This is a genomic window from Ascidiaceihabitans donghaensis, from assembly GCF_900302465.1.
GTDB lineage: Bacteria > Pseudomonadota > Alphaproteobacteria > Rhodobacterales > Rhodobacteraceae > Ascidiaceihabitans > Ascidiaceihabitans donghaensis.
In genome coordinates, this window is record NZ_OMOR01000001.1 from 579,864 (window position 1) to 601,097 (window position 21,234).

Here is a 21,234-nt window from a genome sequence, read left to right on the forward strand (position 1 = left end):
TTCTTCTCCTCATAATTTTCTAGCATCCACGGTGAGCGCCTGTTGACGCGCATCCCGTTCGTGCACCCGCTTCTCACTCCTAAAGGTGACGTGATGAAAACCTTCCTTACCAAACTTGGCATCGACCTGCGCCTTCTGGGCATGATCGGCGCACTTGTAGCATTATGTGTGATGTTTGATCTGATCACAGGCGGACGTTTCCTGACGCCACGCAACCTATTCAACCTGTCTGTGCAGACTGCATCGGTGGCGATCATGGCCACGGGCATGGTGTTTGTGATTGTGACACGCAACATCGATTTGTCAGTGGGATCGTTGCTTGGGTTTATCGGAATGGCCGTTGCTGCATTGCAAGTGCATGTTTTGCCTGACTACGTGGGGCTAGGGCACTGGTCGATCTGGATCATCGCGGCCATCGCCGCCACGATGATGGGAACAGTGATCGGGGCCGCGCAGGGCTGGGTTATCGGCTACCTGACGGTGCCTGCCTTTATCGTGACGCTTGGGGGGCTGCTGGTCTACCGTGGCGCGATGTGGTGGGTGACGGAAGGCCAGACAGTCGCGCCCCTTGACCCCACATTCCGCCTGTTGGGCGGCGGGGCTGAAGGCACGCTGGGCGAGACCCTGTCGTGGGGGTTCGGTGTTGTCGCGTCGTTGGCTGCTGTGGCTTTGATCTTGGCAAGCCGCCGCCGCAAGGCCACCCATGGGTTCACGGTGAAACCGATGTGGGCCGAGGGCATTCTGGTCGCGTTGGCGGCAGGTCTGATCATGGCGTTTGTCTGGACCATGAACAGCTATCCAATTCCCAAGGGTGCTATGAAGCGCATGACCGAAGCGCGCGGCATTGAGTATACGGATGGAATGGTCTGGAACCACGGGGTGGCTATTCCAGTGATTGTTCTGCTGGCCGTTACCGTTGTGATGACAATTGTGTCCACGCGCACCCGCTTTGGCCGCTACGTCTATGCGACCGGGGGCAATCCCGAAGCGGCAGAGCTGTCGGGCATCAACACGCGGCTTTTGACAGTGAAGGTCTTTGCCCTGATGGGGGCGTTGACAGGGATTTCGGCGGTCGTGGCCTCAGCGCGATTGGGTGCAGTGGATGTGGGCCTTGGCACTTTGGACGAGCTGCGCGTTATCGCGGCAGCCGTCATTGGTGGCACTGCATTGGCGGGCGGATTTGGCACCATCTACGGTGCCGTGATCGGGGCGCTGATCATGCAAACGCTGCAATCGGGCATGGCCTCGGTTGGTGTGGATGCGCCGTTGCAATCCATCGTGGTGGGGCTGGTTCTGGTCTTTGCCGTCTGGATCGACATCGTTTATCGCCGCAAGACCGGCATATAAGGAGAAGGCTCATGACAACAGGAACCCCTTTGGTCGAGTTGCGCAACATGTCCATCGCCTTTGGAGGTGTACGGGCTGTAGACGACGTATCCATCAACCTATATCCCGGCGAAGTCGTGGGCCTTTTGGGCCACAATGGCGCAGGCAAATCCACGCTGATCAAGATGCTATCGGGGGCCTATGCCGCTGACAGTGGTGAAATTTGGATCAATGGCGAACGCGCCACCATCAACAATCCCCGTGATGCGCGACGCTATAACATTGAAACCATCTATCAGACGTTGGCTTTGGCCGATAATCTGGACGCTGCCAGCAACTTGTTTTTGGGGCGTGAACTGACCAGTGGTTTGGGCTTTGTGGATGATGACGCGATGGAGGCCGAAACCCGCAAAATCATGAACCGCCTTAACCCGAACTTCCAGAAATTCGCAGAACCTGTGTCTGCGCTGTCTGGCGGTCAACGCCAATCCGTGGCCATTGCACGGGCTGTTTATTTTGACGCGCGCATTCTGATCATGGATGAACCCACCGCTGCCCTTGGACCACACGAGACGCAGATGGTGTCCGAATTGATCCAGAAGCTGAAGGCCGACGGCATTGGCATCTTTTTGATCAGCCACGACATCCATGATGTGATGGAGCTGTGCGATCGGGCCTCGGTGATGAAGAACGGCCAGTTGGTCGACACCGTGGATGTGAATGACGTGACGGATGATGAGCTGCTCAGCATGATCATTCTGGGCAAAAAGCCAGGCGAGGCCGCAGCCTGATGGAAAACGCGCCGACGCTATTGGCGGATGTTGGGGGCACCAACACGCGCCTTGCCGTATATTGGCAGGGGCAGATTGTGGCGGGCAGCACGATGCATTACGCCAATGCTCGCATGGACAGTTTCGAAAGCGTGGTTGCCATGTATTTGGCGCAACGCGGTGGCACACGCCCAAACAGCCTGTGCGTTGCAATTGCGGGTCCTGTGACGGGGCGTTCGGGCGCTTTGACAAATGGGGCGTGGCGCTTCGATGCGGATGATTTGCAGGGTCAGCTGGGTTTTGAAGACGTGCAAGTGATCAATGATCTGGCGGCTTTGGGGTATGCTTTGCCTGCTTTGCCGACAGAGGCTGTGCAGCGCATTGGCGGTGGTGCGGCCCAAGAAGGGCAGGCCCTTGTTGTTGGTGTGGCGACAGGCTTCAATGTAAGCCTAAGCGGGGATGGTCGCGTGTTTCAGGCAGAGCTTGGTCATGCCAGCCTGCCTGTGCGGGTGATGCAAATCCTGAAATCAGAACTGGGCGCCGCCGCGCAAGACTTCCAAACGGTCGAGCAGTGCTTTTCGGGACCCGGACTTGCGAAAATCCATACCCTTCTGTGTGGTATTCAGGCCGAACCTGCTGCGATCACGCGAGGTTGCGATGCAGCGTCTCAAGCCACGAAGGCCCTGTTTTCGCGTGCTTTGGGCGTGTTTTGCCGGGAAATGATCTATCAGTATTTGCCGCTTGGGGGCTTGTATTTCAACGGGTCGTTGGCCCGGGCCATTCTGGGGCAAGACGTGGCAGAGATCGTTGTTCAAGAGGCGGGCAAGGACGCTGCCTTTGCAGGGCGTTTTGGTGAAATTCCGCTATATCTGATAACCGATGACACGGCTGCGTTGTACGGTTGCGCACGATACATCTCAGGTTGACACGATGACGCAGGGCGCTGCAAATGCGCCTATGTCGAAAGATGCTCAAAATCGGTTGCTTGTCTGTGCCACGTGCGAACGCGTGGAAGGGCACACTGCGCGTCAGGATTGTGCCGTTTTGCGTGGGGCTTTGAAGCAGGCGGGGCTAAGTGACGCCATCGAAGTCGACGCGGTTTCCTGTCTGGGTGGTTGCGTGGCGCCGGTGAACATCAGCCTGCAAGGGCAAGGTCGGGCAACCTACGTCTTTGACGGTTTGGATGTGAAGGACGCGCAGCCCGATATCGTCACCCTGAGCCAGAAGTTTCTGGCGTTGGACAAGGGCTGGATTGAAGACGCCCGGCCACTGGGAGATCTGCGCAATCACTTGCGAGCGCGTGTGCCGTCGTTTGAGCTATAGCCGTTGCCTTTCAAAGACAACGGCCCAGAAAATTTGTAATTTTCTGGGCGTTACGCCGCCAGCCCCTTGGAGCCCAGATCCAGGAATTTTTTGCGGCGATCCGAGATCAGCTCTGCTGGTTTCATTTTGCCCAATTCTGCCAGCATATCGCCAATTTCTGCACTGACAGCTTCTATGGCTTTTTGCCAGTCACGGTGTGCGCCGCCCAAGGGTTCGGGGATGATGCGGTCGGTGACGCCAAGTTGCTTGAGATCTTGCGCTGTAAGGCGAAGGGCTTCTGCTGCTTCGCGCATTTTTTCTGCGTCTTTCCACAGGATCGACGCGCAACCCTCGGGCGAGATCACCGAATAAATCGAATGTTCCAGCATCGCGACACGGTTGGCCGTGGCAAATGCCACAGCGCCGCCGGACCCGCCTTCGCCGATGATCACCGAAATCAACGGCACGCCGATTTGCAGGCATTTTTCCGTCGCGCGGGCAATGGCCTCTGATTGGCCCCGTTCTTCTGCGCCTTTTCCGGGATAGGCCCCTGCCGTGTCGACAAGGGTAATGACAGGCATACCAAAGCGCCCCGCCAAATCCATCAGCCGCGTGGCTTTACGGTAGCCTTCGGGGCGCGCCATGCCAAAGTTGCGGTCGATGCGTGATTTGGTGTCGTTGCCTTTTTCATGGCCAATCACCATCACAGGGGTGCCGTTGAAGCGGGCCAAACCACCCATGACGGCGTGATCATCTGCGAAATTCCGGTCGCCGGCCAGCGGCGTGTATTCGGTGAACAATGCTTTGATGTAATCAGCGCAATGGGGGCGGTCGGGGTGGCGCGCGACCTGACATTTGCGCCATGGCGTCAGTGTCGCGTACAGCTCTTGCAGCATGGCGGCCGCTTTGACGTCGAGGGCTGCGGCTTCTGCAGTGACGTCCATATCTTCGTTGTCGCGCGCCATAGCCCGTAATTCTTCGGCCTTGCCTTCGATCTCGGCGAGAGGTTTTTCAAATTCCATATATTGCGTCATTGCCCTGTCCCTCAGATCTGGCTGCCGTGTTGGGTGTTATATGGCGGGCTATGATGCATTTTGCAACGCTGTGCTGATGAGTGGGCGCAGGACGCGATGTGGCTCTCAGGGAAAGAGCACAGGATAAAGCGAGGCCACCAGCAACGCCGCCATCGAATAGTTAAACATGCGCAACCGCGTGGGGTTGGTCAAAACGCGCGCCATTTCGCGTCCCATCAAGTTCCATGTCGTGATGCATGGAATGTTAAATGCCCCGAAAACAGCCGTCACCAACAACAGCGCTGAAAAACTGGTGTCGGGCGTGTAAACTGTTACGGCTGTGACAGCCATGGTCCATGCCTTTGGGTTCACCCATTGAAACGCACATGCTTGCAGAAATGTCATCGGCGTTCCGGTTTGGTCCGATGTTTCCTTCGGTGCAGACGTCGCGATTTTCCACGCAAGATACAGTAGATACACAACCGACCCGATTTTGAGGATCGTGTGGGAGATCGGGTAGATTTCAAACACCTGTCCCAGTCCAAGGCCAACCAGAATGATCATCGCCAGAAACCCGAACCCCACCCCCGCCATATGTGGCAAAGAACGGATGAATCCAAAATTCGCACCCGACGCCATCAACATCAAGTTGTTTGGGCCCGGGGTGATTGAACTGACAAAGGCGAAACCGGCAAGCGCCGTCAAAAGATCATACTGCATGCCGCAACTATTTACTGTTTGATGTGCTTTGAAATTGCGAAGTCACGTGATTGGCGTTATATTTTGCAACAAATGGCGAAGCTTGATCAAATAAACGAAAATATATTGCAAGAGCTTATCCGCGATGGACGGATCAGCAACCTTGAATTGGCGGACCGGGTTGGCTTGTCTCCGTCTGCCTGTTTGCGCCGCGTGCAAGAAATGGAACGGACGGGTCTTATCAGCGGCTACCGCGCCGTTTTGGATCGCACCGCGTTGGGTATAGGTTTTCTGGCTTATATTGGGGTCGGTTTGCGCGATCATTCCAAGGAAAGTCAGGAAGGCTTTGAACGCGCGATGTCCCGGGCTGTTGAAGTCACGGAATGCCACAACATCACTGGCACGATCGAGTATCTGCTGCGCGTTGAATGCGCTGATATTGCCGCTTACAAAGCTTTTCACACAGACTTTTTAGGTGCCCATCCGCAAGTGAATGCCATCACAACCTATGTGGTTATGGGATCCCCAAAGGATGCGCGGGCCTGATAGAATCCAAGGGGCGCTGCCCCCGCCCGCTGCGCGGTCTCCAACGGGATATTTTTAGCAAAAAGAGAACGCTAGTTTTGCGCGTCTTTTGCAATCTTTGCGAAGATTGAATCCAATTCTTCCGCAAGCGTCATCAGCTCTGTTCCGCCATCTTTTTTGTAGGGCGCAAAAATGAATGTAGGCATCTTGTATGACAGGGTCGCAGTCTTGTTGGCGTTTTCTGTCACATAGAGCCTGATGGGTGCTTCGATCATTGCGGCGGTTGAAGTGCCCAACACTTTGACAGCGAAGTCGTTGTTGAACACGCCAATCACCCGGTTTCCGGGTATTGTGATGCCACGTTTTGCTGCCGCTGCGGTTGGTCCCGCTTGTGTGACCACGAACATGCCATGCGTCTTGACGGCTGCACGCGTGTCTTTGACCAATTGTACATAGGGTTTATCGGTTTTGTGCACGGCCCAGCCGTCGCGGACAGACAGGTCTTCCGCCCGCAGAGACAGCGGGATGAAACACATAACTAGGATGAGAAAACGCATGGGGCCTCGCACGAAAGTGGAGGCCCCATTGGACGCGCCATTCGCGCCTTTGGCAAATCACTTATCCGTTGATCATTTCATGCTGACGCACGATCACCTCGGCTTGCTTGATGGATGCGATGTCCACCAGGCGGCCTTTGTAAACGGTTGCCCCTTCGCCATTTGCTTTGGCTGTTTCCATAGCTGCCAGAATTTCGCGGGCCTCGGATACGGCTTCGTCGGAGGGTGTGAACACTTCGTTGCTGATTGCGATTTGTTTCGGGTGGATGGCCCATTTGCCGACCATTCCCAATGTCGCGGACCGGCGCGCTTGCGCACGGCACCCTTCATCGTCGGAGAAATCTCCGAATGGACCATCAACGGGCAAAATACCGTGTGTACGGCAGGCTGCAACAATTGCGGCTTGTGCCCAGTGCCATGGATCAGACCAGTGTTTCTGGCCTTCGTGCAGCATGTAGTAGTTTTCCTGTGTTCCGCCGATGCCTGTCGTTTGCATGCCCATAGACGCGGCGAAGTCGGCGGCGCCGAGGCTCATGGCGACAAGGCGTGGGGAAGATGCAGCAATTTCTTCAACGTGGGCGATGCCCGCAGCGCTTTCGATGATGACCTCAAGATCGATGCGTTTTGTGCGTCCCTTTGCGGCTTCGATTGCAGTAACCAGCGCGTCAACGGCGTAGATGTCTGCCGCACAGCCCACTTTCGGAATCATGATCTGGTCAAGGCGTTCAGACGCCTGTTCTAACAGGTCCACGACATCGCGGTACCAAAAAGGGGTGTCGAGGCTATTGATCCGCACAGACAAGGTTTTGTTGCCCCAATCAACGGTGTTGATGGCTTCAATCACATTGGCGCGCGCCACGTCTTTGTCAGTGGGGGCGACGCTGTCTTCGAGATCAAGATTGATGACGTCTGCGGCCGACGCTGCCATTTTGGCAAACAGCTTGGTGTTGGAACCCGGACCAAAAAGCTGGCAGCGGTTTGGGCGTGCAGGTGGGGTGGGTTGCAGGCGGAAGCTCATTTTGTGGCCTTTCGGGTGGGAAACATTGTTGCGCTTGGATTGCCTTAAGCAGGTATTAAATTGCGCAGAAGGGTGCAAGCGGGATTCTGCACCTGCAGCATTGACGTTGTGTGAGTCGGAGGGTTTCGTTGATTTTTTGGCCAAGACGCAAGAATATTCGAACAAACCAAGACATCATCGAAGATATTTTCCAAAATCCGCTGCCCTGGCTGAGAATTGGAATTGAATTGCGTGATAGGTCAGCGATATTGCCCGAAACTGACACAATCATTCACACCGTGGGGGCTTCGCTATGATCCAAACACCTTATCTTTTGTTCCTGGGCGACGCGCCTGATCAATTGGCTGCTAAAGTGGCGCAAGGTATCAAGGACTGGCGTCCTGACAATGCAGTTGGCCAGTTCCGCCTGCCAGGGTGCGGCGCGGATATGGGCATTGCCGATCTGACGCTAGAAGAAGGGCTGAACGCAGGCGCCAAGACTTTGGTGATTGGTGTTGCCAACCGTGGCGGTATCATTTCCGATGCTTGGAAAGTGGTAATCGTCGAGGCCCTGAAGATGGGTTACGATGTGGCTGCTGGCCTGCACAATCTGTTGCGCGACGAAGACGAGCTTCAAGCTGCTGCCAAAGTCAATGGTCGTACTTTGCATGATGTGCGTGTGCCTTCCGTGGCTTACCCGATCGCCAACGGTGAAAAACGCACAGGCAAACGTGTCTTGGCCATCGGCACCGATTGTTCGTGTGGCAAAATGTACACGGCCATGTCCATGGACGCTGAAATGGTAAAGCGCGGTTTGAAATCGGACTTTCGCGCGACAGGACAGACCGGGATTTTGATCACAGGCAAGGGCGTGCCTTTGGATGCGGTCATTGCTGATTTCATGGCTGGTGCTGTTGAGTACCTGACCCCGGACAATGATGCTGACCATTGGGATCACATTGAAGGCCAAGGCAGCCTGTTCCACGTGTCTTATTCCGGTGTGACCATGGCCTTGATTCATGGTGGCCAACCCGATGCGCTGATTTTGTGCCACGAGCCAACCCGCACGCACATGCGTGGTTTGCCGCATTACACGTTGCCTTCTTTGGAGCAGTTGCGTGATACGGCATTGCCCATTGCCCGTGTGGCCAATCAAGACTGCCAGATTGCTGGTGTGTCAGTGAACACCAAAGCGCTGGACGAAGCAGAGGCGCGGGCCTGTCTGACAGAGATTGAGGATCGCATGGGTCTGCCCGCGACCGATCCGTTCCGCTTTGGGGCGGGCCCTTTGGTGGATCGTTTGCTTGAACTTTGAAGGTTCGGTCTATGCTGCCTTTGCCGGATGCCTCCGGCGGAGGTTTTCTTTGCGAGATGAACGGGGGATATAATGCGCATTGATGTGAGCCATGACATTTTCAAGTTGGCGCAGGTGTTTACCATTGCGCGGGGCTCTCGCACCGAGGCCAAGGTGCTGACGGTTCATCTTGATGATGGCACCCACAAAGGGTGGGGCGAATGTGTGCCTTATGCCCGCTATGGTGAAAGTCTTGACAGTGTGACGGATCAGATCAAGGGATTGCCCGGCGATGTGACCCGCCAGGCGTTGTATGATCTTTTACCGGCGGGTGCCGCGCGAAATGCGGTGGATTGTGCCCTTTGGGATATAGAAGCCAAACGGGCCGGCAAACGTGTTTGGGAGCTGGCGGGTCTGTCTGCCCCGACCCCCGAGATCACAGCATACACTTTGTCATTGGATACGCCCGAAGCGATGCAGGCTCAAGCGTCCGAGCACGCCTTTCGCCCGTTGTTGAAAATCAAGTTGGGCACTCCGGACGATATGCCGCGTTTGGAAGCCGTGCGCCGCGGTGCCCCTAAATCCACCATCATCGTAGATGCCAACGAAGGTTGGTCTGCTGAGGTTTATGCCGATCTTGCACCTCATTTGGTGCGTTTGGGCGTTGCCCTTGTTGAGCAGCCGGTGCCTGCGGGCGAAGATGACGCTTTGTTGGGAATGGAGCGTCCTGTGCCTGTTTGCGCAGACGAAAGTGCCCATGACACAGCAAGCTTGCCCAAATTGCGCGGTAAATACGATGTGGTGAACATCAAGCTGGATAAAACTGGTGGTTTGACAGAAGCTTTGGCGCTGCGTGATGCTGCGCTGGCTGAGGGCTATAAGGTTATGGTCGGGTGCATGGTCGGGTCCTCTTTGGCGATGGCACCGGCAACTTTGGTGGCCCAAGGTGCGCTGATAACGGACCTTGACGGCCCGCTTCTTCTGGCCGAAGACCGCGATGAACCTTTGACATTTGATGCCGCTGGCGTGCACCCGCCGTCAGCCACACTATGGGGATAAATCCAATGCGCACAGTCTATTTGAACGGCGAATATGTTGCCGAAAACGAAGCCAAAGTGTCTATCTTTGATCGTGGTTTTTTGATGGCGGACGGTGTCTATGAGGTAACGTCTGTTCTGGACGGCAAACTGGTTGATTTCGAAGGGCACGCGGTGCGTTTGGATCGATCCTTGAGCGAACTGGGCATGAAAAACCCCATCACCAAAGATGAATTACTGGCAGTCCACCGTGAACTGGTCACACGCAACGACGTCGTAGATGGCGGTGTCTATTTGCAGATCACACGCGGCGCACCTGCGGATCGCGATTTTGCGTTTCCTGATCCCGAAACGACACCTTGTACGGTTGTTTTATTTACGCAATCCAAGCCGGGTGTCACCGAAAGCCCCGCGTCAAAAACCGGCATCAAAGTGATTTCCATCGCTGATGAACGCTGGGGCCGCCGCGACATTAAAACCGTTCAATTGCTGTACCCGTCCATGGGCAAAATGATGGCCAAGGCCGCAGGGTGCGATGACGCTTGGATGGTCGAAGACGGCTTTGTCACCGAGGGTACATCCAACAACGCCTACATCGTCAAAGGCAACAAGATCATTACCCGTGCTTTGTCCAACGACATTTTGCACGGCATCACCCGTGCTGCGGTTTTGCGTTTCGCGCAAGAGGCGCAAATGGAAGTGGAAGAGCGCAACTTTACCATCGACGAGGCGAAAGAGGCTGACGAGGCGTTCATTACCTCGGCCACGATGTTCGTGAACGGTGTGGTCGAGATCGACGGCGCACAGATTGGCGACGGTGTGCCCGGACATGTGTCCAAGCGCTTGCGCGAGATCTATCTGGATGAAAGCCGCAAGGTTGCGATTTAAGATTGGTAGGGTGGGCTGAAGCCCACCTTACTTGTCTGTCACGTTCTCTTTGAAGGCAGTTTTGAACGCGTCCTGTTGTGCCCCTGTGGCATCTGTCTGGAAGTTGTTTTTCCAGTCATCCATGGTCATGCCGTAGAAGGCGTGGCGCCCTTCATCTTTTGTCATATCGATGCCCCGTTCATTTGCTGCCTCTTGATACCAGCGCGACAGGCAGTTCCGGCAGAATCCTGTCAGGTTCATCATGTCGATGTTTTGCACGTCTGTGCGGTCTTCCATCAGGTGTTTTTGTAGGCGGCGAAACGCTGCTGCTTCGAGTTCGAGTTGGGTTTGAGCATCCATCGGGTTGGTCCTTTTGGCTGGGGTTGGACCGGGGCGCGGCCCCGGACCCCGAGGTTTATTTGGCGAGATGAAGTTGGATCAAAGGTCGGTCATGGCGCGGGCTTTTACAAGGTGCGCTGCAAGGAAGTGGGCCCATTTGATTTGATCTTGCTCTGTTTCAATCAGGTCATTGCGGATTTCGATAAGTACGTTTGGCCGGTTCTTTTGCAGCCCGTGTTGATCAATCGCGTCGCCGGGCAGGTGCCCTGCGTAGGGTTCATTGTTGCCGACCGGTGTGTCCAGCGCTGCAGTGAAGCTGTCGATCAAGGGCAGGGCCATGCGCGTGTCGGTGTGATAGAGCACGCCGATTTCCCACGGCCGCAGGTCGCGACCTTTAAGTTGGGGTGTGAAACTGTGGATCGACACCAGAACCGTATTGGGGCGCTTTGCCAAAGTTTCATATGCCGTGTGGTAGGGTGTGTAGCAGCCATTGATCCTGCGTTGGCGTTCGGCGTCGCAGGCGTTCCTGTTGCCGGGAATGATTGTGCCATCGTACAGCTTCATCAGCAGCGTCGGATCGTCCATTCCCCTGTTGGGGTCTATCACTAGCCGTGAGAAATTCGACAAAATTGCGGGCGCATCCAGTATATCGGCCAGTGCGCGTGTTACCCCGGCCGCACCGATGTCATAGGCGATGTGGCGTTGCATGTCTGCTTGGGCCAGACCCAAATCCCCGCCGTTCACAAAGTCTGGCACGGTGTTGCTGGCGTGATCACATGTGATCAGCCAAGGGTTGCTGCGAGATGCGCCGTGGGTGAAAAATGGTTGAAATGTCATGGGTCTGTTACCTTGGTGCTGCCATGAGGTTTACGGCAGTTGCTCCGGAATGTGAATTGGGCGATAAGGCTGCAACTGATAGCGATAACAGCAAGGATGCCCCATCATGAGACGACTGCGCAGCGTGAAAATCGTAGCTACTTTGGGACCAGCTTCTGACAGCTATGAAATGATCCGCGCCTTGCATGAGGCAGGCGCAGATGTGTTCCGCTTGAACATGTCCCATGGCAGCCATGAGGAAATTGCCGAAAAGCATGCCATCATCCGTCAGGTCGAACAGGATTTGAACAGCACTATCGGTATTTTGGCTGACTTGCAGGGCCCTAAATTGCGTGTCGGCGTGTTTGCCGGTGACAGTGAGATGCTGGACGAAGGCGCGAAATTTCGCCTTGATCTGGACAAGGCTGAAGGCGACAGTGCCCGCGTTTGCCTGCCGCATCCCGAGATTTTTGCAGCACTTGAACCCGGCGCATCCTTGCTGGTCAATGACGGGAAAATCAGGTTGCGGGTTGAGGCCTGCGGTAAGGATTTCGCCGATTGCACCGTTGTCATCGGAGGCGTGATTTCCAATCGTAAAGGTGTCAACGTGCCCGATGTGGAACTGCCGTTGGCGGCGCTGTCTGAAAAGGACAAGGCCGATCTGGAATGTGTCTGTGGGTTGGGTGTCGATTGGTTGGCGCTTAGCTTCGTGCAACGCCCTGCAGACGTTGAGGAAGCGCGTGCGTTGGTTCAGGGCCGCGCGGCGATCTTGTCCAAGATCGAAAAGCCAAACGCGGTGGATCGTTTTGATGATATCCTGGCTGTCAGCGACGGGATCATGGTCGCGCGGGGCGATCTGGGTGTGGAATTGCCTGTGCAGAATGTGCCGCCCATCCAAAAGCGGTTGGTGCGCAAATGCCGTGCTGCGGCCAAGCCTGTGATTGTGGCGACCCAGATGCTGGAATCTATGATCGAGAGTCCGATGCCGACACGCGCCGAGGTTTCTGACGTTGCAACTGCCATCTATGAAGGGGCCGATGCCGTCATGCTGAGCGCCGAAAGTGCTGCAGGCGGCTACCCCATCGAAGCAGTGCGCACCATGGATAATGTGGCGCAAGAGGTCGAAGCCGACAGCACGTATCGCCAAATCATCGAAGCCAGCCGCACCGCCAATCGCACAACTGTTGCCGACGGTATTGTGGCCGCCGCCCGTGAGATCGCAGAAACAACAGACATCAAAGCCATTTGCTGCTTTACTCAAAGCGGAACCACAGCGCTTTTGACAGCACGGGAACGTCCGCGCGTGCCGATTGTCGCGATGACACCACTGGTTGGTACAGCCCGTCGGTTGGCGTTAAGCTGGGGCATCAACTGCGTGCAAACAAGCATGATGGATCGTTTCAAAGGGGCTGTGGTGAGCGCCGCAAAAGCAGCGCGTGATCAGGGGTATGCTGATGAAAGCGATCAGATACTTGTGACGGCAGGTGTCCCTTTCAATGTGACAGGCACAACCAACATTCTGCGTGTGGCGCCCTGTGACGAGCGTTTGATTTTCAACACTGATCCAGAGTAGGCTGCCCACATATTGTGGAGTAACGAATAATGGAACCAGATATTGCATTGGTCGCGGGGATTATTGTCGCCATTTTTGCGATCCCTTCGATGCTGTCTGCCTTAACGGACAGGCGGGCGCCTCGCGCGTCGGCAATTACGATTTTAATCGCCGGTGGGCTGATTATCTACGCGATCCAGACAAAGCCCAACGGATATAGCCTGCAAGATGTGCCCAATGCCTTTGTGCGTGTGGTGGCCCAGATTCTTTAGGCTCAGGACTCATTAATCTTAATGCCTCAGTTTTCCTGATTTGGTTCGTGATGAGGCGCAGTTGCGCGGGAATTTCCTCTCACACATGCGAGCATGTGTTGCCGGTCGGCGGTGGTTTTATTTCAATCATATGCAACGATAGTCACGGGCCAAATCAGGGAAATCGGAGACGTGTTTTTCACTTCATCTCAGCGTCTTGAGCCGCTTGAAAAGAGAACCATTCTTATCGTCGCGCCCCAAGCCTCTGATATTTCGTGAAAACCGCGCTGAGGCATTAAGATTAATGGGTCCTGAGCCTAGGGCTTGATGCGTTTCCGTTGGGTGCGTGAATTCAGAAAAATCCTTGAAAAGTATCTGTAAGAGCCATTTGTAGATTTGTGCCCTGAAGTTCTAGGTGCTACCACAAAATATGGTACGATGTAATTGTGGGTCTCTAAATGCAGCCTGTCCTTTATTCACATAGACTAAAAACGGTGTTGCAACACACCGTGCGTGAATTGGGTCTGACCTTGGTCTTGAATGATCAGCAAAGCCTTTTGCCGCTACGCGAAAACGAGGCTGTTATTCGGGAAACGGCAGCTTTGTTGGGGATCAATGTGAATATCGAAATAAGCGCGGACAGTACGACAGTGACGTTTTTCGCGTAAAAAGCTGCGCTGATTTGATTGGGGGATGAAATGGCATATGGGCTGGGTAAAACTGAACCAGCGACTGCACGGTTGCGCAAAGCGGGTTTAAGCCACGCGGCGGCTCAGCGTGTGATGTCGGGGCGCAAACGCAAAACGCCCTTTGTGCTTTATGTGGCGGGTGCGCTTGGATTTGCTTTGCTGGGTGCCGGGGCATTTACTGCATGGTCGCAGTCGGGAACCGACAGCATGACGACTGCCCAAACCGCCGCCGTGCAAGAGGGCGCGGAAAGCACAGATGCAAGCCGCCCGACCGCTGCGCTTGCCACGCCGCAGGACATTGTGATTTCCCAACGTGCCGATACGACGCTTGCGTTTTCCTTGACGGAAGTTCCCGGGGTTTTGCCCCCCGCGCAGACCCCTGCACCTGTCATTAGACCCACGCCACAGCTGAAACCAGCTGCCGATGTGGTGGCAGCCCGCGACTGTGTAGATGATCTTCAAGATATTATGGCCCAAACCGTCATCGGCTTTGACGCCGGTTCAACGGGTATCAACGCAGATGGGCGCGATACATTGCGGATGCTGGGCATCGCTGTACGCTATTGTCCGCAAGCCCATATTGTCGTGGCCGGGCATTCCGATCCGTCCGGCGACGAGGCCAGCAACCTGAAACTCAGCTGGGACCGCGCCGACAGTGCGCTCGCAGTTTTGGCAGACCTTGATCTGTTGGCCGACAACTTTGAACCGATGGGCTTTGGGTCGCGACTGCCGTTTGCTCAGGGGGATGCGTCAGAGGATGCAGAAAACCGCCGCGTAGATTTTCAAATAACGCGCATCACCAAAGGGGAAAACTGAAATGACAACCACAATCATGGTTTGGGCTGGAATGATCATTCTGTCCGGTGTGCTGGGGTTCGTTTTGGGGCAGCGCCGCGGTGTCGGTATCGAAGCAAATGACAGCGAAGCCTACGTGTTCGCGCTTGCGAAAATGCAGCGCCGTTTGAACGAGGCAGAGGCCCGTAACCGTCGTGCTGAAGCAGAGGCGCAAAAGCTAAAACGCCGCCGGTAATCAGGCGGTGTCATGTGCTTTACAGGCTATAGTCGCGGCACCGATGGCCGGGGTTAGCGCGAAGGATTAGCGCGACGGGGCCATTTCGATTGCAATGTCCTGAAGCACGTCCAGCAGGCTGTCCACGTTCACTGTTTCCGGGTTCACATTATCCGTCGAGAAGTAGCGAAGATAGATTTCGCGGGTCCGTTCATCCATGCCCTGATGCAAACCCATGGACCACTTTGAAAACATGCGTTCGCGCACATCGGCACATGACAGCAAGATGATGTTGGCGTGACGGGAATCGCGTGAAATGCGGTGGTACAGGGCGGACACTTCAACGCGTCCGCCTTCAAGCACCTGCAAGAAGTGGTCTCCGTTGTAGTGTAAGATTCCCGTCAGATTTTGCCGCGCATTGTTAGTTTGGCACGTTTCGATCAGTGTTTGCGTGTCCAATTTTTCAGACGGGTTGCGTTGGCTGTAGTAAACAAGACGTGTCAGGTTCATCAATACACCTCAGAACTTAGGTTGTTGGTCGCAATATACGGTAGCTGATTGCGTGGATATGTACAGATTTTGATGGCTTGAGGCCGTTATAAGATGATGTGCAGGCGGAACTTATTCCGGTTAAATCGGGCAAACCCTACAATGGTTGCATCTGGAGCCGAACCGCGTTCTTTTTCAGGGGGCGAATGGACCAAAACACCCTTGCGTCATGCCCCGTTCCCCCCTATAGCCCAACTTCGTTCCGCGCGTCCGGCCGATATGGCATGCCGAGTCGCGCAAATACCGAACTCAAACTCAGGAGACGGAAATGCCAAAGATGAAGACGAAATCGAGCGCCAAGAAGCGCTTTAAGGTTTCCGCGACCGGTAAGGTCATGGGCGCCCAGGCTGGCAAACAGCACGGGATGATCAAACGCACGAACAAATTCCTGCGCAACGCACGCGGCACGACAGCTTTGTCTGCGCCAGATGCAAAAATCATCAAGGGCTTCATGCCCTACGACCGTTAAGCCAGAAGGAATTACAATATGTCTCGAGTCAAAGGTGGCACAGTCACTCACGCCCGTCACAAGAAGGTCATCAAGGCCGCCAAAGGCTACTACGGCCGTCGCAAGAGCACCTTTAAGGTCGCGCGCCAGGCGGTGGACAAAGCCAATCAATATGCAACCCGTGACCGCCATAACCGCAAGCGCAACTTCCGCGCTCTGTGGATCCAGCGGATCAACGCGGCGGTACGGTCCCACGACGAGGCGCTGACATATTCGCGCTTCATCAACGGTCTGAACTTGGCTGGCATCGAAGTGGACCGTAAGGTTCTGGCCGACTTGGCCGTACACGAGCCCGAAGCATTCGGTGCGATCGTGTCCCAAGCACAGGCTGCTTTGGCCAACTAAGCCAAGCGTACATCGATTTTGAAAGGCCGCTCCCGAAGGGGGGCGGCTTTTTCCGTTTGTGCAGCAATCGCGTTTTTACTTGAGAGAATCTGTAAAATGGGCATGCTGACTGTGTAACTTTAGATTGTAATTTTTATGACGTGTACCACTGGCAACTGTCCGCCGCCCGCGGACAAATGCGCGGCGATCCGCAAAAAGATCGACGAGGCGATCAACCGTGACAAACGGGCAATGGGTGACAACAAGACGCACGGTTTGAAACATCGTTTTCCCGAGCAGATCAGGGGCGCCAACGGACCGGGCACCCAAAGCTGGACGAACCATCACAACCAGATCGTCAATCAGCAAAAGCACCTTGATAAGCTGCTGAAAGAACTTATTAAAAATAGATGCGGGCCTCCGCCACCAGGGGCGCGAACTTGGGCGACGCGACCTGCGCCCAAGCCTTCTGAATGGGTTGGCCCCGCCACCAGCCCCAGCCCAAGTGTTCTGCCCAGTGCCGAAACAGCTACAAAAGTTGTGGCGACTGTCGGCATCGGCTATCTGATCTACCGTGGTGTGCGTATGCTGCCGTCTCTCTTTCCTCCGGCTTGGCCGACAATTCCAGCAAATTTGGCAATCCCATGACACTCAGACAACAGTCAAACTCTCGCCCTCCGGAACACTGGGGGGCTTTGGTCGCATATTTTTCTATGGATGTGACGGACGCGTTCTGGCCTCGTTTGGGGTTCGAAAGCGCCCGCGCAATGGATGAATGCCGCGCTGATCTGCGGGACATGGTGATGCGGCTTCGGGATGCGGCTTTGGCGTCACCGGAGCCATTGCCGGATATTCGGGATTGGCTGTTTGGTGGTGATCAATTGGCCTGGACCCCACAAGAAGTGCAAAGCTTTTTTGACATCGGCATCGACTTCGAAACCGAGCATTCAGAAAAGCCGCATATTTCATCGTGGGCGACGGCGTTTTTGTATTTCCCTGATATGTTTGAACCAACAGTCAAAGCCATCAATCATCCTGACACAATTGGCCATATTCTTGAGATGCGCGATTCAGAATTGCCCACGGACGTGCCGGAAAAGCTGAGCCCATGGGACGCTCAAATCTGCGCCCGGCACGGTTGGAACCCCGTAGACGAATTGGACTATTTCCCCCCTTTGGGTGATTTGTCTATTGTTGAGAACCAGAAGATCACCGACCAGATCCTACGCTGGGCATCGCTGAATCTTGATCCTGCTGCGCAAAGGGTGCTGTGGGAAAACGCACAGGCTGTGATTGAAGAACTGGGCGTCTGGATGCCAGAGCCGCTGAACCCCCTGCATTTGAAAGTCTAAAGAATGTTCCGCATTTCCAAAGCCCAAATGGCTGCTTTGAATGAAACCGCAACTGTGCGCCTGAAGCGGCGTGTGGCAGAACAAGTGATATTGGAAGCACCTGCATGGGCCGAAGAACGGGACGCCCTTGATGCAGTGATTGATCAGCTTTTTGAAAGTGGGTTTACCAGTTTCGACACGCTTTACGGCGCCACGATCGGCCTGATCCTTGTGGCGCAACGTGCAGACATGCCAGATGCCGCCGAGGCGCGGGCGCTAACGGATGCTATTCTCTTTAATCAGGATCACTCAGCCGAGGCGCGGCTGGCCTTTTTTGATGCTCAGGAATTAACCGAACCCGCGTCTAGGTTGGTCGCAGAATAACAAAGTCTTCACCGCTTTTGGCCCCAAACGCTTCGACGCCCTTAAGTAGGGCGTGCAGTTGGTTTGGGTCCAGAACCTCGGCAAGACGTTCCACCCATGAGGGTTCCCAGAATCGGAAAAACATCCATGTGTCCGTTTCGTCGCGGACTTTGGTAAACTTGCGGAAATGGGACCGTAAGCTGTTCAAGTCTTCATACGACCGCAAGATCACGCCGCCGTCCGTATCCCAAACGTCCCAAGGCGCAGAGGACCGTGTGAACAGGCCCCGAACAAACCGGTTGTTGTCTTCCAGCGCAACGATCCAAGGGGCTGCATCCCCCAGATCCTCCAAGGCCTTGCCCTGAAACAAGCATTGATGTGGCAGGCGGGATCCTTCCAACATCTGAGGCAAGTTTGTGATCTTGGCGGCATCCAGAATTGCAAAACTGGCAGGTGCTGCCGCATCGGGGGACTTTGGCAACGGACCAAAGACGGCGGGCCAAAGTGCGGCAGGCACAGTTTCGTCTGTTGTGCCGTCCAAAGGGGTCACACCCGTGATCCTGTCCAGCGCATAATGCATGGGGTTATGCGGTGTCTGCGCAATCGCATCTGTCTTGGATGCGGTCGGGGTCAGGGCCCATGGATCGTCTTCTTGCATTGCGCCTACCCCTTACGTTTACCCAGCCTATCCTGTGTTTTCGTTTGATTTTGTCAACCAAAGGTTACGGTTTGGCTGTCGTTTGCAATGGCACGGCTTGCAATCAAAACCCTCGGGCGCTAGCAGAGTGCAACATTATTTGAGGGGCCGTCATGGACGATCTGAAAGCCAAATATCTTGACCAAATCGCTGGTGCTGCTGATGAAGCCGCCCTTGAGGACATCCGCTTGGCTGCTGTTGGCAAAAAAGGCGAAGTTGCGTTGAAGATGCGTGAATTGGGCAAAATGACCCCCGAAGAACGCCAGACAGCAGGTCCGGCGCTGAATGCCCTCAAGGACGAAATCAACAGCGCTTTGGCCGCTAAAAAGGCAGGTCTTGCCGATGCGGCCCTTGATGCGCGTTTGCGCACTGAATGGCTGGATGTCACCTTGCCGACGCGTCCGCAACGCCGTGGGTCCATTCACCCGATTTCCCAAGTCACCGAAGAAGTTACAGCCATCTTCGCAGAGATGGGGTTTTCCGTGGCCGAGGGCCCGCGCATCGACACCGACTGGTATAACTTTGACGCGCTGAACATCCCCGGCCACCATCCGGCGCGTGCCGAAATGGACACATTTTACATGCACCGTGCGGAGGGCGACGACCGCCCACCCCACGTGTTGCGCACCCACACAAGCCCCGTGCAAATCCGGTCGATGGAGAAAACGGGTGCGCCCACGCGTATCATCTGCCCGGGCGGCGTGTACCGCGCGGACTACGATCAGACCCACACCCCTATGTTCCATCAGGTCGAAGGTCTGGCCATCGACAAGGACATTTCCATGGCCAACCTCAAGTGGGTTCTGGAAGAATTCGTGAAGTCCTATTTCGAAGTTGATAACGTGGACATCCGCTTCCGCGCGTCACACTTCCCGTTCACCGAACCCTCAGCCGAGGTCGATATTCGCTGTTCTTGGGAAGGCGGCACCCTGAAAGTGGGCGAGGGCGACGATTGGCTCGAAATCCTTGGCTCTGGCATGGTACACCCCAAAGTGCTGCAAGCGGGTGGTATTGATCCGGCCGAATGGCAGGGCTTTGCCTTTGGCATGGGGATCGACCGGATTGCGATGCTGAAATACGGCATTCCCGACCTGCGGGCGTTCTTCGACAGCGATCTGCGTTGGCTGCGGCACTACGGGTTTGCGGCGTTGGACACACCGACGTTGCATGGCGGGTTGAGCCGGTAGGCCTTTGTACTACCTCATTGTTCGTTTTTCCGACTACTATGCGTGGTGTGAGCGCAAAGTACCTTCGGTATCACGTTGGGCAGTGCGTTCCATCACAGCGCTTTGTTTCGTCGTGCACGTGGTAACCCTGTTTTCCGGCAATCTTGCGGTATATTTTGGGGTTGGCGCGGTCAGTTTACCGCTTGTGGTGTTTTTGTATGCCCATGAGACATATACACGCAAAGAGGACCGGATTCGTCAGGCGCAAATGGCGTCGGTGCTGCGGGTCAAAAGCAAGCTGGATCAGAACGGCAAGTGAAGGGTTCTGTCTTGTGGTTCCACGATTTTGTGAGATGACACAGCCCCGCCCATCCGCCATGTAAGGCGTATGAAATACGCCATTGCTTTGCTGCTTGCCCTTGTCACATTGCCTGCCCATGCCATGGGCCCATGGAAACGAGACTGCCTTTTGGATGTGCCTTGCGCCGTGGGTGACCGGTCCTATCACGTCAGGGAGCCCGACGATTGGGATGGCGAAACCGCGATGCCGGTCCTGATCCACTTTCATGGCTGGCAGCGCACCGGTGCTTTGCCTGTGCAACATCAGCGTATTTCCGGGGCGACACGGCGGCGCGGGGTGTTGCTGATCGCGCCCAACGGGCTGCGCAAAACGTGGAACATGTGGTCTCCGGATACCGAGGATGTGGCATTTGCACAGGCCGTGCTTGAGGATGTTGCCAAACGCTATCCCATCGACCGCGATAATATTTTCATTTCGGGGTATTCCTATGGCTCGATCATGGCTTGGCGTGTGGCCTGTGATCGCGGCGGTCAAATGAATGTGCGCGCTATGCTGGGGATTTCAGGAACGCTGTCGCAAGCTGAAGACTGCGCACAATCCCCCACACATGTGCGCCACGTGCATGGGCTAAATGACAATGTGCTGGACTTTGAATACGGGGCGAACGGGGACGCAACCTTTCCGGTGGCCCTGTGGCGTCGGCAGATGGGCTGTGGGGACGGAAATGTGCAAAGCAGCTACAATGTGGTTGATTTTCTGACGTTTCAGCGCACGAAGTGGGCCGATTGCGCGAAGGGAACGGGCGTGGTTCTGGACACCCATCCCGGTGGGCACTTTATCCCGCATGGCTGGATTGGGCGGCAACTGGATGACCTGTTGGGCCGTGTGCCGACCTACCCGTAAGGTGTCGCTTTAGCGCACCATTGCTTGCACTTGAGGTCATTCTTTGTCA

At 55.4% G+C, this 21,234-nt stretch carries 29 protein-coding genes; 21 read left to right on the forward strand and 8 right to left on the reverse strand.

All coding sequences use genetic code 11. The features are described from left to right. Window positions 1-93 precede the first annotated feature (93 nt). The 4 genes from ASD8599_RS02835 to ASD8599_RS02850 are packed head-to-tail and all read left to right on the forward strand — an operon-like array spanning window position 94 to window position 3,419. Entirely contained in the window at window positions 94-1,347 is a 1,254-nt protein-coding gene (locus ASD8599_RS02835) for a sugar ABC transporter permease (RefSeq protein ID WP_108827132.1), read from the forward strand. Window positions 1,348-1,358: 11 nt separating this feature from the next. Further along, the gene (locus tag ASD8599_RS02840) at window positions 1,359-2,117 is read left to right on the forward strand and encodes an ATP-binding cassette domain-containing protein (RefSeq protein ID WP_108827133.1); all 759 of its coding nucleotides are present in this window, start codon (window positions 1,359-1,361) and stop codon (window positions 2,115-2,117) included. Further along, on the forward strand, window positions 2,117-3,022 hold the full coding sequence (locus tag ASD8599_RS02845) for a glucokinase (protein WP_108827134.1): 906 nt from the start codon (window positions 2,117-2,119) through the stop codon (window positions 3,020-3,022). Before ASD8599_RS02840 ends, ASD8599_RS02845 begins: the two co-directional genes overlap by 1 nt. Before the next feature lie 4 nt (window positions 3,023-3,026). After that, entirely contained in the window at window positions 3,027-3,419 is a 393-nt protein-coding gene (locus ASD8599_RS02850; RefSeq protein WP_219928849.1) for a DUF1636 family protein, read from the forward strand. A gap of 50 nt (window positions 3,420-3,469) precedes the next feature. Here ASD8599_RS02850 and ASD8599_RS02855 read toward each other — a convergent pair whose 3' ends face one another. Continuing rightward, window positions 3,470-4,432, reverse strand: coding sequence for an acetyl-CoA carboxylase carboxyltransferase subunit alpha (locus ASD8599_RS02855; protein WP_108827135.1), 963 nt, complete (start codon window positions 4,430-4,432; stop codon window positions 3,470-3,472). 105 nt (window positions 4,433-4,537) lie between these two features. Further along, on the reverse strand, window positions 4,538-5,131 hold the full coding sequence (locus ASD8599_RS02860; protein WP_108827136.1) for a LysE family translocator: 594 nt from the start codon (window positions 5,129-5,131) through the stop codon (window positions 4,538-4,540). 72 nt (window positions 5,132-5,203) lie between these two features. Here ASD8599_RS02860 and ASD8599_RS02865 point away from each other — a divergent pair, with 72 nt between their 5' ends. Next, the gene (locus ASD8599_RS02865; RefSeq protein WP_108829970.1) at window positions 5,204-5,656 is read left to right on the forward strand and encodes an Lrp/AsnC family transcriptional regulator; all 453 of its coding nucleotides are present in this window, start codon (window positions 5,204-5,206) and stop codon (window positions 5,654-5,656) included. Window positions 5,657-5,727: 71 nt separating this feature from the next. Here ASD8599_RS02865 and ASD8599_RS02870 read toward each other — a convergent pair whose 3' ends face one another. Together ASD8599_RS02870 and ASD8599_RS02875 are read right to left on the reverse strand one after the other, a co-directional pair. After that, the gene (locus ASD8599_RS02870; protein WP_108827137.1) at window positions 5,728-6,192 is read right to left on the reverse strand and encodes a DUF302 domain-containing protein; all 465 of its coding nucleotides are present in this window, start codon (window positions 6,190-6,192) and stop codon (window positions 5,728-5,730) included. Window positions 6,193-6,253: 61 nt separating this feature from the next. Further along, window positions 6,254-7,210 carry an L-malyl-CoA/beta-methylmalyl-CoA lyase gene (locus ASD8599_RS02875; RefSeq protein ID WP_108827138.1) on the reverse strand — a complete coding sequence of 319 codons (957 nt, stop codon included), beginning with the start codon at window positions 7,208-7,210 and terminating at the stop codon, window positions 6,254-6,256. 292 nt (window positions 7,211-7,502) lie between these two features. On the opposite strand from ASD8599_RS02875, the gene dgcN reads away from it, so the two are divergent. The 3 genes from dgcN (at window position 7,503) to ASD8599_RS02890 (ending at window position 10,408) form a co-directional block, all read left to right on the forward strand. Beyond that, window positions 7,503-8,504: an N-acetyltransferase DgcN gene (gene dgcN / locus ASD8599_RS02880; protein WP_108827139.1), complete on the forward strand. Its 1,002-nt coding sequence runs from the start codon at window positions 7,503-7,505 to the stop codon at window positions 8,502-8,504. A gap of 72 nt (window positions 8,505-8,576) precedes the next feature. Then, window positions 8,577-9,542, forward strand: a complete 966-nt coding sequence (gene dgcA / locus ASD8599_RS02885) for an N-acetyl-D-Glu racemase DgcA (protein WP_108827140.1) — start codon at window positions 8,577-8,579, stop codon at window positions 9,540-9,542. 5 nt (window positions 9,543-9,547) lie between these two features. Then, window positions 9,548-10,408, forward strand: coding sequence for a D-amino-acid transaminase (locus ASD8599_RS02890; RefSeq protein ID WP_108827141.1), 861 nt, complete (start codon window positions 9,548-9,550; stop codon window positions 10,406-10,408). Window positions 10,409-10,435: 27 nt separating this feature from the next. On the opposite strand, the gene ASD8599_RS02895 is transcribed toward ASD8599_RS02890, so the two are convergent. Both ASD8599_RS02895 and ASD8599_RS02900 read right to left on the reverse strand, forming a co-directional pair. Next, window positions 10,436-10,747 carry a DUF1244 domain-containing protein gene (locus tag ASD8599_RS02895; protein WP_108827142.1) on the reverse strand — a complete coding sequence of 104 codons (312 nt, stop codon included), beginning with the start codon at window positions 10,745-10,747 and terminating at the stop codon, window positions 10,436-10,438. A 78-nt stretch (window positions 10,748-10,825) separates the two neighbouring features. Next, entirely contained in the window at window positions 10,826-11,563 is a 738-nt protein-coding gene (locus ASD8599_RS02900; protein ID WP_108827143.1) for an N-formylglutamate amidohydrolase, read from the reverse strand. Between the two features lie 106 nt (window positions 11,564-11,669). Between ASD8599_RS02900 and pyk the strand changes: the two genes are divergently transcribed. The 5 genes from pyk to ASD8599_RS02920 all read left to right on the forward strand — a co-directional run bounded on the left by pyk (window position 11,670) and on the right by ASD8599_RS02920 (window position 15,064). Then, window positions 11,670-13,115, forward strand: coding sequence for a pyruvate kinase (gene pyk, locus ASD8599_RS02905; protein ID WP_108827144.1), 1,446 nt, complete (start codon window positions 11,670-11,672; stop codon window positions 13,113-13,115). A 29-nt stretch (window positions 13,116-13,144) separates the two neighbouring features. Beyond that, window positions 13,145-13,366: a hypothetical protein gene (locus tag ASD8599_RS02910; protein ID WP_108827145.1), complete on the forward strand. Its 222-nt coding sequence runs from the start codon at window positions 13,145-13,147 to the stop codon at window positions 13,364-13,366. Window positions 13,367-13,803: 437 nt separating this feature from the next. Next, window positions 13,804-14,013, forward strand: coding sequence for a hypothetical protein (locus ASD8599_RS20115; protein ID WP_146188179.1), 210 nt, complete (start codon window positions 13,804-13,806; stop codon window positions 14,011-14,013). 30 nt (window positions 14,014-14,043) lie between these two features. After that, entirely contained in the window at window positions 14,044-14,850 is an 807-nt protein-coding gene (locus tag ASD8599_RS02915) for an OmpA family protein (protein WP_108827146.1), read from the forward strand. Window position 14,851: 1 nt separating this feature from the next. Beyond that, entirely contained in the window at window positions 14,852-15,064 is a 213-nt protein-coding gene (locus tag ASD8599_RS02920; RefSeq protein ID WP_108827147.1) for a hypothetical protein, read from the forward strand. A gap of 66 nt (window positions 15,065-15,130) precedes the next feature. On the opposite strand, the gene ASD8599_RS02925 is transcribed toward ASD8599_RS02920, so the two are convergent. Beyond that, entirely contained in the window at window positions 15,131-15,553 is a 423-nt protein-coding gene (locus ASD8599_RS02925) for a BLUF domain-containing protein (RefSeq protein WP_108827148.1), read from the reverse strand. Window positions 15,554-15,860: 307 nt separating this feature from the next. Here ASD8599_RS02925 and rpmI point away from each other — a divergent pair, with 307 nt between their 5' ends. The 5 genes from rpmI to ASD8599_RS02950 all read left to right on the forward strand — a co-directional run bounded on the left by rpmI (window position 15,861) and on the right by ASD8599_RS02950 (window position 18,139). Beyond that, window positions 15,861-16,061 carry a 50S ribosomal protein L35 gene (rpmI, locus tag ASD8599_RS02930; RefSeq protein WP_108827149.1) on the forward strand — a complete coding sequence of 67 codons (201 nt, stop codon included), beginning with the start codon at window positions 15,861-15,863 and terminating at the stop codon, window positions 16,059-16,061. A gap of 18 nt (window positions 16,062-16,079) precedes the next feature. Further along, complete coding sequence (gene rplT / locus ASD8599_RS02935) at window positions 16,080-16,445, forward strand: 50S ribosomal protein L20 (protein WP_108827150.1); 366 nt, start codon at window positions 16,080-16,082, stop codon at window positions 16,443-16,445. 135 nt (window positions 16,446-16,580) lie between these two features. Then, window positions 16,581-17,072 (forward strand): hypothetical protein, encoded by a 492-nt coding sequence (locus ASD8599_RS02940; protein WP_108827151.1) that lies wholly within the window; start codon window positions 16,581-16,583, stop codon window positions 17,070-17,072. Continuing rightward, window positions 17,069-17,776 carry a hypothetical protein gene (locus ASD8599_RS02945; protein ID WP_146188180.1) on the forward strand — a complete coding sequence of 236 codons (708 nt, stop codon included), beginning with the start codon at window positions 17,069-17,071 and terminating at the stop codon, window positions 17,774-17,776. Before ASD8599_RS02940 ends, ASD8599_RS02945 begins: the two co-directional genes overlap by 4 nt. A gap of 3 nt (window positions 17,777-17,779) precedes the next feature. Next, window positions 17,780-18,139 (forward strand): hypothetical protein, encoded by a 360-nt coding sequence (locus tag ASD8599_RS02950; protein WP_108827153.1) that lies wholly within the window; start codon window positions 17,780-17,782, stop codon window positions 18,137-18,139. Here the strand turns inward: ASD8599_RS02950 and ASD8599_RS02955 are convergent. After that, window positions 18,120-18,776 (reverse strand): DUF4123 domain-containing protein, encoded by a 657-nt coding sequence (locus ASD8599_RS02955; protein WP_108827154.1) that lies wholly within the window; start codon window positions 18,774-18,776, stop codon window positions 18,120-18,122. The genes ASD8599_RS02950 and ASD8599_RS02955 overlap by 20 nt on opposite strands. Before the next feature lie 152 nt (window positions 18,777-18,928). Between ASD8599_RS02955 and pheS the strand changes: the two genes are divergently transcribed. The 3 genes from pheS to ASD8599_RS02970 all read left to right on the forward strand — a co-directional run bounded on the left by pheS (window position 18,929) and on the right by ASD8599_RS02970 (window position 21,185). After that, window positions 18,929-20,002: a phenylalanine--tRNA ligase subunit alpha gene (gene pheS, locus ASD8599_RS02960; protein ID WP_108827155.1), complete on the forward strand. Its 1,074-nt coding sequence runs from the start codon at window positions 18,929-18,931 to the stop codon at window positions 20,000-20,002. 112 nt (window positions 20,003-20,114) lie between these two features. Beyond that, window positions 20,115-20,300 (forward strand): hypothetical protein, encoded by a 186-nt coding sequence (locus ASD8599_RS02965; protein ID WP_146188181.1) that lies wholly within the window; start codon window positions 20,115-20,117, stop codon window positions 20,298-20,300. 69 nt (window positions 20,301-20,369) lie between these two features. Beyond that, window positions 20,370-21,185, forward strand: coding sequence for a CE1 family esterase (locus tag ASD8599_RS02970; protein WP_108827157.1), 816 nt, complete (start codon window positions 20,370-20,372; stop codon window positions 21,183-21,185). The last annotated feature ends 49 nt before the right edge of the window (window positions 21,186-21,234 follow it).